At 73.8% G+C, this 7,285-nt stretch carries 6 protein-coding genes; 2 read left to right on the top strand and 4 right to left on the bottom strand.

Annotation, left to right across the window (positions count from 1 at the left end; translation table 11 throughout):
• The first annotated feature begins 51 nt into the window (after window positions 1–51).
• The gene (locus tag ACWEK3_RS38050) at window positions 52–1,848 is read left to right on the top strand and encodes an AMP-dependent synthetase/ligase (RefSeq protein WP_453251810.1); all 1,797 of its coding nucleotides are present in this window, start codon (window positions 52–54) and stop codon (window positions 1,846–1,848) included.
• A gap of 12 nt (window positions 1,849–1,860) precedes the next feature.
• On the opposite strand, the gene ACWEK3_RS38055 is transcribed toward ACWEK3_RS38050, so the two are convergent.
• Window positions 1,861–3,003 (bottom strand): glycosyltransferase family 4 protein, encoded by a 1,143-nt coding sequence (locus ACWEK3_RS38055; protein WP_450547241.1) that lies wholly within the window; start codon window positions 3,001–3,003, stop codon window positions 1,861–1,863.
• Between the two features lie 145 nt (window positions 3,004–3,148).
• Here ACWEK3_RS38055 and ACWEK3_RS38060 point away from each other — a divergent pair, with 145 nt between their 5' ends.
• Window positions 3,149–4,399 (top strand): glycosyltransferase 87 family protein, encoded by a 1,251-nt coding sequence (locus tag ACWEK3_RS38060; protein ID WP_453251811.1) that lies wholly within the window; start codon window positions 3,149–3,151, stop codon window positions 4,397–4,399.
• Here the strand turns inward: ACWEK3_RS38060 and ACWEK3_RS38065 are convergent.
• The 3 genes from ACWEK3_RS38065 to ACWEK3_RS38075 form a co-directional block, all read right to left on the bottom strand.
• Window positions 4,387–5,577 (bottom strand): hypothetical protein, encoded by a 1,191-nt coding sequence (locus tag ACWEK3_RS38065; RefSeq protein WP_453251812.1) that lies wholly within the window; start codon window positions 5,575–5,577, stop codon window positions 4,387–4,389. The two genes, ACWEK3_RS38060 and ACWEK3_RS38065, sit on opposite strands and share 13 nt — an antisense overlap.
• Before the next feature lie 32 nt (window positions 5,578–5,609).
• Window positions 5,610–6,632 carry an NlpC/P60 family protein gene (locus ACWEK3_RS38070; RefSeq protein ID WP_453251813.1) on the bottom strand — a complete coding sequence of 341 codons (1,023 nt, stop codon included), beginning with the start codon at window positions 6,630–6,632 and terminating at the stop codon, window positions 5,610–5,612.
• Between the two features lie 244 nt (window positions 6,633–6,876).
• Window positions 6,877–7,285, bottom strand: a 409-nt coding sequence (locus ACWEK3_RS38075; protein ID WP_453251814.1) for a C40 family peptidase, incomplete at its 5' end; no start/stop codon positions are given.

Below are 7,285 nucleotides of genomic sequence, written 5' to 3' on the forward strand. Positions count from 1 at the left end.
TCTGGATTTCAACAACGTCGTGGCGCCGGCGCCCTATGAGGAGCAGCAGTCTTGCGCGAGTTCAGCCTTCCGGCTCTGTACGAGGTCCCTGCGGACGGGAATCTGACCGACATCGTCCGCAGAAACGCCGCGCAGCATCCCGACGTCGCCGTCATCGCGCGCAAGGTGGACGGCGCCTGGCGGGACGTCACGGCACGGGCCTTCCTCGCCGAGGTGCACGCCGCCGCCAAGGGCCTGATCGCCTCCGGCATCCAGCCCGGCGACCGGGTGGGCCTGATGTCCCGTACGCGCTACGAGTGGACGCTGCTGGACTTCGCGATCTGGAGCGCGGGCGCGGTCACCGTGCCGGTGTACGAGACCAGTTCGCCGGAGCAGGTGCGGTGGATCCTCAGCGACTCGGGCGCGACCGCCTGCGTCGTGGAGCTGGACCAGCACGCCGCCGCCGTCGACGCGGTGCGCGACTCGTTGCCCGCGCTGAAGAGCGTCTGGCAGATCGAGGACGGCGGGATCGAGGAGCTCGGCCGGGCCGGTCGGGACATCAGCGACGCCATGGTGGAGGAGCGCGGCTCGCTGGCGAAGGCCGACGATCCGGCGACCATCGTGTACACCAGCGGCACCACCGGCCGGCCCAAGGGCTGCGTACTCACCCATCGCGCCTTCTTCGCCGAGTGCGGCAACGTCGTGGAGCGGCTGCGCCCGCTGTTCCGCACCGGCGAGTGCTCGGTGCTGCTCTTCCTGCCGTTGGCCCACGTCTTCGGCCGGCTGGTCCAGGTCGCCCCGATGATGGCGCCGATCAAGCTGGGCTGCGTCCCGGACATCAAGAACCTCACCGACGAGCTGGCCACGTTCCGCCCCACGCTGATCCTCGGTGTCCCGCGGGTCTTCGAGAAGGTCTACAACGGGGCGCGCGCCAAGGCGCAGGGGGACGGCAAGGGCCGGATCTTCGACAAGGCGGCCGACACGGCGATCGCCTACAGCAAGGAGCTGGACAGCCCCTCGGGCCCCTCGCTCGGGCTGCGGATCAAGCACAAGGTGTTCGACAAGCTGGTCTACAGCAAGCTGCGCGCGGTGCTCGGCGGGCGCGGGGAGTACGCCATCTCCGGCGGCGCCCCGCTCGGCGAGCGCCTCGGGCACTTCTACCGCGGTATCGGCTTCACGGTGCTGGAGGGCTACGGCCTGACCGAGTCCTGCGCGGCGACCGCCTTCAACCCCTGGGACCGGCAGAAGATCGGCACGGTCGGCCAGCCGCTGCCCGGCTCGGTGATCCGCATCGCGGACGACGGGGAGGTGCTGCTGCACGGCGAGCACCTGTTCACGGAGTACTGGAACAACCCCGGCGCGACCCGGGAGGCGCTGGCCGACGGCTGGTTCCACACCGGTGACATCGGCACCCTCGACGAGGACGGCTACCTCAGGATCACCGGCCGCAAGAAGGAGATCATCGTCACCGCGGGTGGCAAGAACGTCGCCCCGGCCGTGATCGAGGACCGGATCCGGGCGCACGCGCTGGTCGCGGAGTGCATGGTGGTGGGCGACGGGCGGCCGTTCGTGGGCGCGCTGGTCACCCTCGACGAGGAGTTCCTGCGCCGCTGGTGCGGCGAGCACGGCAAGCCGGCGGACTCCACGGCGGCGGCGCTGCGCGACGACCCGGACCTGAACGCGGCGATCCAGGCGGCGGTCGACGACGGCAACGCCGCGGTGTCGAAGGCGGAGTCGGTGCGGAAGTTCCGCATCCTGCCCTCTCAGCTCACGGAGGACTCGGGTCACCTCACCCCGTCGCTGAAGCTCAAGCGGAACGTGGTGGCGCAGGACTTCGCGGACGAGATCGAGGCGCTCTACGCCAAGTAGCGCGCCGCTCCCCTACAGCAGTTCCTGGAGCCGCTGGGCCAGCAGGTCCCACCGCCACCTCTCCTCGACCCAGGAGCGTCCGCGCTCCCCCATGCGGCGGCGCAGTCCGGCGTCTCCCAGGAGCGTGACGACGCGGTCGGCGGCCTCCTCGGGGGAGCCGCCGCGCACGACCCAGCCGGTCTCGCCGTCGAGCACCGCGTCGGGGGCGCCGCCGGAGTCCCCGGCGACGACGGGCAGCCCGGTCGCGGACGCCTCCAGGTAGACGATGCCGAGCCCCTCGACGTCGAGTCCGCCGCGCCGGGTGCGGCAGGGCATGGCGAAGACGTCGCCGGCGCCGTAGTGCGCGGGCAGCTCGGCCCAGGGCACCGCGCCCGTGAAGCGCACGGAGCCGGACACCCCGGTCCGCGCCGCCAGGGCGCGCAGTTCCTTCTCGTACGGGCCACCGCCGACGATCAGCAGCACGGTGTCCGGTTCGGCGGCCAGGATCCGGGGCATGGCCCGGATCAGCGTGTCCTGTCCCTTGCGCCTGACCAGCCGTGAGACGCACACGACCACCGGCCGGTCGGTGAGCCCGAGCCGGGCCCGCACCTCGTCTCCGCCCGAGCCGGGGTGGAACACCTTCTCGTCCACGCCCGGGGGCAGTTGCACCATCCGGCCGGCCGCCTCGGGCGTCAGCGCGGCGGCGATCCGGGAGCGGGTGTACTCGCCGAGGTAGGTGATGGTGTCCGTCGACTCCCCGACGCGGCGCAGGAGTCCGCGCGCTGCGGGCAGTTGCGCCCACCCCGCCTCGTGCCCGTGGGTGGTGGCCACCAGCCGCTCGGCGCCCGCCCTCCGCAGGGCCGGCGCCATCAGCCCGAGCGGCGCCGCCGCCCCGAACCACACCGCGGTGCAGCCGTGTTCGCGCAGCAGCCCGACCGCGCGCCGGGTCGCGCCCGGCGTCGGCAGCAGCATCGTCGTGCGGTCGCGTACGACGGTGAAGGGCTGCTCCGCGTCGAAGGCGGCCGTCGCCTCGGCACCCTCCCGGCCCCGCTTCCAGGTGGAGGCGTAGACGACCACTCGCTCCGGGTCCAGCCGCAACGCCATATTGTGCAGAAACGCCTGGATACCACCCGGCCGGGGCGGAAAGTCGTTGGTCACGATGAGGGTCTTACGCACACCGGCCGACCCTACCGAACCCGGCCGGGACGCCCGGCCACGGCCATGCCACCCGCCCCGCACCGACCATCCGGGAGATCATGTGCCCCGCAGCAGGAACCGCGCGTACCGGACGGACCGGTCGGGCTCACGGGAGAGGACCGAGGTGGACGGGACAGGTACCCGGCGGAGGCTCGCCGGGGTGCTGGCCGTCTGGGGCGCCAGTCGGGCCGTGCTGGTGCTCTTCGTGTTCGAGGTGTTCGTGCTTGCGGGCGCGGAAGACGTCACGGCGGACGTGTCGGTGATCTACCGGGGCTGGTACGAGGTGCTGCGGCAGGGTGGCTTCCCCGTCGACGACGTCACCTGGCAGTACCCGCCCGCCGCCGCGCTGGCGATCCTCTCCCCCGCCGCCCTGCCCTTCCTCGGCTACACCGCGGCCTTCCACGTCCTGGCCCTGCTGGCCGACCTGGCGGTGCTGTGCCTGCTGCTGTGCGCCGGGCGGCGGCCCGGCCGGCCGCTGCGCGGTGCCTGGGTCTGGACGGCGGGCACTCCCCTGCTCGGCCCGATCCTGTACGCGCGCTACGACGTGATGGTGACCGCGGTGGCCGTGGCCGCGCTGCTCACGGGCGTCCGCCACCCGCGCGCGATGGGCGCGCTGGCCGGCTTCGGGGCGCTGCTGAAGGTGTGGCCGGTCCTGCTGCTGCCGGGCCTGCGGGGCACGGCCGGGCGCCGTGCCTGGACGGCGGCGGCGGTGACCGCGGCGGCGCTCGCCTCGCTGTTCGCGCTCACCATGCCCGGCGCCCTGGCCTTCGTGACCGCGCAGCGCGACCGGGGCCTCGAGGTGGAGTCGCCGGCCGCGCTCGTCCTCCACGTGGCCCGGCACTTCGGCTGGAACGGACAGGTGCTGCTCACCTACGGCTCGCTGGAGTTCGTCGGCCCGTACACCGACGTGGTGAGCACCGCGTCCCTGGCCCTGACCGCGGCCGCCGTCGGCTGGCTGCTGCTGTGGCGGCTGCGGGCCCGTCGCTTCCGCCCGCACACAGCCGCCCAGGCCGCGTTCACGGCCGTACTGCTGTTCACGGTCACCAGCCGGGTCCTCAGCCCCCAGTACCTCGTGTGGCTGATCGGGCTGGCCGCCGTCTGCCTGTGCTTCCCGGACGACGGCATGCGGCTGCCGGCCGGCCTCGTCCTGGCGGCGGCCCCGGTGACGGCCCTGGAGTTCCCGGTGTACTTCACGCACGTCGTCGCGAGCGACAGCCTCGGGGTCACCCTCCTGCTGCTGCGCAACGGCCTGCTGGTGACCGCGGGCGTGACCGCCTGCCGGGCCCTGTGGCGCTCGACGGTCACCGCCGCGCCCCGGACGCGGCCGCCGGACCGGGCCGCCCGGCCCACCGCCCGGCTCGATCAGCCCAGTTGACGCACGAGGTACGCGCGCCACTGCTCGGTGAACCCGTCCAGGGTGGTGCCGAGGACCTTCCGCAGGGCGTCCTCGACCGCGCCCTCGCGGGTGCCGTGGGCGCCGACGGAGCGGTAGAAGTCGTCGAGGCGCCGCTCGCCCCACTGGTCGGCGATCATGCGGCAGGCCATCCAGCCGCTCTCGTAGGCCCGGGCGAGCCGGGACGGATCGCCCGCGAACCCGAAGTCCTCGTCGGACGACAGGGCGGCGGGAACGCCCCCGTCGGTCACGGCGCGCCGCAGTTCGGGCGCGACCTGGTCCGGGGGGCGGCCGGTACCGCGGTAGCCGACCCAGTCGGCGTAGCCCTCGGAGAGCCACAGCGGGGTGGCGGCGTTGGTGTGGGCGCGGGTGGCGACATGGGTCGTCTCGTGGGTGAGGACGACCTGCTTGCCGAGCGATCCGAGCATGCCGTAGGCGGCGGGGTTGAGGATGATCCGGTCCGCGGGCGCCCGGCCCGCGCCCCCGGTCTCGCCGGTGGTGACGGCGGCGATCCCGCGGTAGTTGGAGGCGGGCGAGCCGAGCAGTCCGGCCATGCCCTCCAGGGACTTGGGGACCAGCAGGACGACCTGCCGGCTCCAGTCCGTGCCCCACGCGTCCGACACCGCGGGTATCGCGCGGTCGGCCAGGCCCGCATAGCCGCGCAGGACCGCGTCGCCGTGTCCGACGCCGAGCACGAGGCTGCGCCGCCCGCGCACCACCGAGACCGTGCCCTGGTCCCACAGCTGCTCGGCGGACTTCTTCACCGGCCGGTCGGAGTCGACGTACCACTTCCCGTCGGCGCCGGTGGACAGGGTCAGCGTGCGCCCGGCGGTGACGGGCGCCTTGTCGTACCCGGTGACCCGGTAGCGCAGTTCGGCCTGCGCGACCGCGGTGTCGCCGCTGCGGCGCAGGCTCTTCAGCCGGTAGGACCAGTCCGTCAGCGGGACGGCCCGCAGCCGTGCGTACGGGTCCCGGGCCCCGGTGGCGGCGTACGCCGCCGCGTCGTGGTGCAGGACCGCCGCGGCCCGCCGGTCGAGCACCCGCTGCACCTCGGCCTTCGCGGTGTCGGCCGCGGACGGCCCGCCGCAGGCCGTCAGGGACGCGAGCAGCAGGCACACCACCGTCACCGAGGATTTCGACACCCGCCCACGACCAGCCATTTCCCGATCGTACGGCGGCACCGGGACGGCCGTCAGACCCTGGTGACCGACGAGATCGGCATCATGTTCACCACGTCGTAGCGCACCGGAGCGCCCGGATGCGGCGCGTGGATCACCCGGCCGTTGCCCGCGTACATCGCGACATGGCCGGCGTCGGAGCGGTAGACGATCAGGTCTCCGGGCCTGGCCTGGGACAGCGGGATCCGCCGGCCCGCGTTGCGCTGCTCCTGCGAGGTGCGCGGCAGATGCACTCCGGCCTGCGCGTACGACCACTGCATCAGGCCCGAACAGTCGAATCCCGTTGGCCCGTTGGCGCCCCAGACGTAAGGGCGGCCGAGGGCGGAGCGGGCGGCGGCGAGGGCGGCGGCCGCGCGGGCGGAGGCGGCCGGTCCGGCGTCGAGGCCGGGGAAGATGTCCTCTCGGCCGGAGCGGGAGGCCCGCTCGTAGGCCTCGCGCTCCGACGGGGACAGGGAGCCGAGGAGTCGGCGGGCCCTGGCGAGCTTCTGCTCGACCGTTCGCTTGTGGGTCGCGACCGCCTTGCGGTTCTTGTCCAGTTCGGCGAGGGCGCGGTTGGCCTCGGCGCGGTCCTGGGAGAGTTCGCGCAGCGCCCGCCGCAGGTCCTTCAGTTCGCCGGCCTGGTGGGCGGTGATCCGGTCGAGCGTGGCGGCCTTGTCGAGGTAGTCGGCCGGGTCGCGGGAGAACAGCAGGGCGATCGACGGGTCGAAGCCGGAGCGGTACTGGGCTCCGGCCAGCGAACCCAGCGACTCCCTGAGGCCGTTGACGCGCTGCTGCCGTCGGGCGATGCGGTCCTGGAAGTCGCGTACCCGGGTGCGCAGGAGGTCGGCGCGCTCGCCGGCCTTGTCGAAGGCCTCGGTCGCCTTCTCGGCCTCCTGGTAGAGGCGGTCGACCTCGGACCGGGCGTCGCCGTGCGGAGCGGCGACGGCCGAGGTGGCCGGAACGGCGCCGAGGGCGGCGGCCGCGGCGGACAGAACGCAGAACGCGGCACCCGCGCCCCGGTCGAACCCGGACGGTGCCGGGCGGCGATGAGACCCCACGGGAAGCCGTACTCCCTCCACTGGCGGACACTGACCGCTTCCCGGGACCGGGGCGCCGAGCGCCCGGCCGGTGGGAAACGCGCCAGACAGTAGCCGCGCGGACACACGGCGGCCAAAGCCGCGGAGGGGGCACCGCACACGGGCGCCCCGCCTCTGACGCAGGTCATCGGCGGGGCGCGGGGTCACCGTGGGGTGCCGGGATTCGCCCGTTCGGGCGAGCACGCGGGGTGCTCCCGGGGTGGCGTCAGATGCGGACGCCGAACTGGAAGGGCATGTTGTTGATCGACTCGTAGCGCACGACGGTGCCGGTGCGCGGGGCGTGCAGCACCTGGCCGTTGCCCGCGTAGAGGCCGACGTGGTGCAGGTCGCCGTAGAAGATGACCAGGTCGCCGACCTGGAGCTGGCTCTGCGAGTAGATCCGGGTGCCCGCGTTGGCCTGCGCCTGGGAGGTGCGCGGGATCCCGACACCGGCCTGGGCGTACGCCCAGGAGGTCAGACCCGAGCAGTCGTAGGAGGACGGGCCGGTGGCGCCGTAGACGTAGGGCGAGCCGATCTTGGTCTGGGCGGCGGAGAACGCGGCGCCGGCCCGGCCGGAGGCGGGGGTGGAGTTGCCCAGCTGCACGCGGTCGGCGGAGGCCCGGCTGGCCCTGGCC

It is taken from the genome of Streptomyces sp. NPDC004721 (assembly GCF_053601495.1).

Coding starts and splice junctions, on each gene's coding strand:
- ACWEK3_RS38065 (WP_453251812.1), bottom strand. CDS start 5,577: ATGGCTGGTCGTGGGCGGGTGTCGAAATCCTCGGTGACGGTGGTGTGC.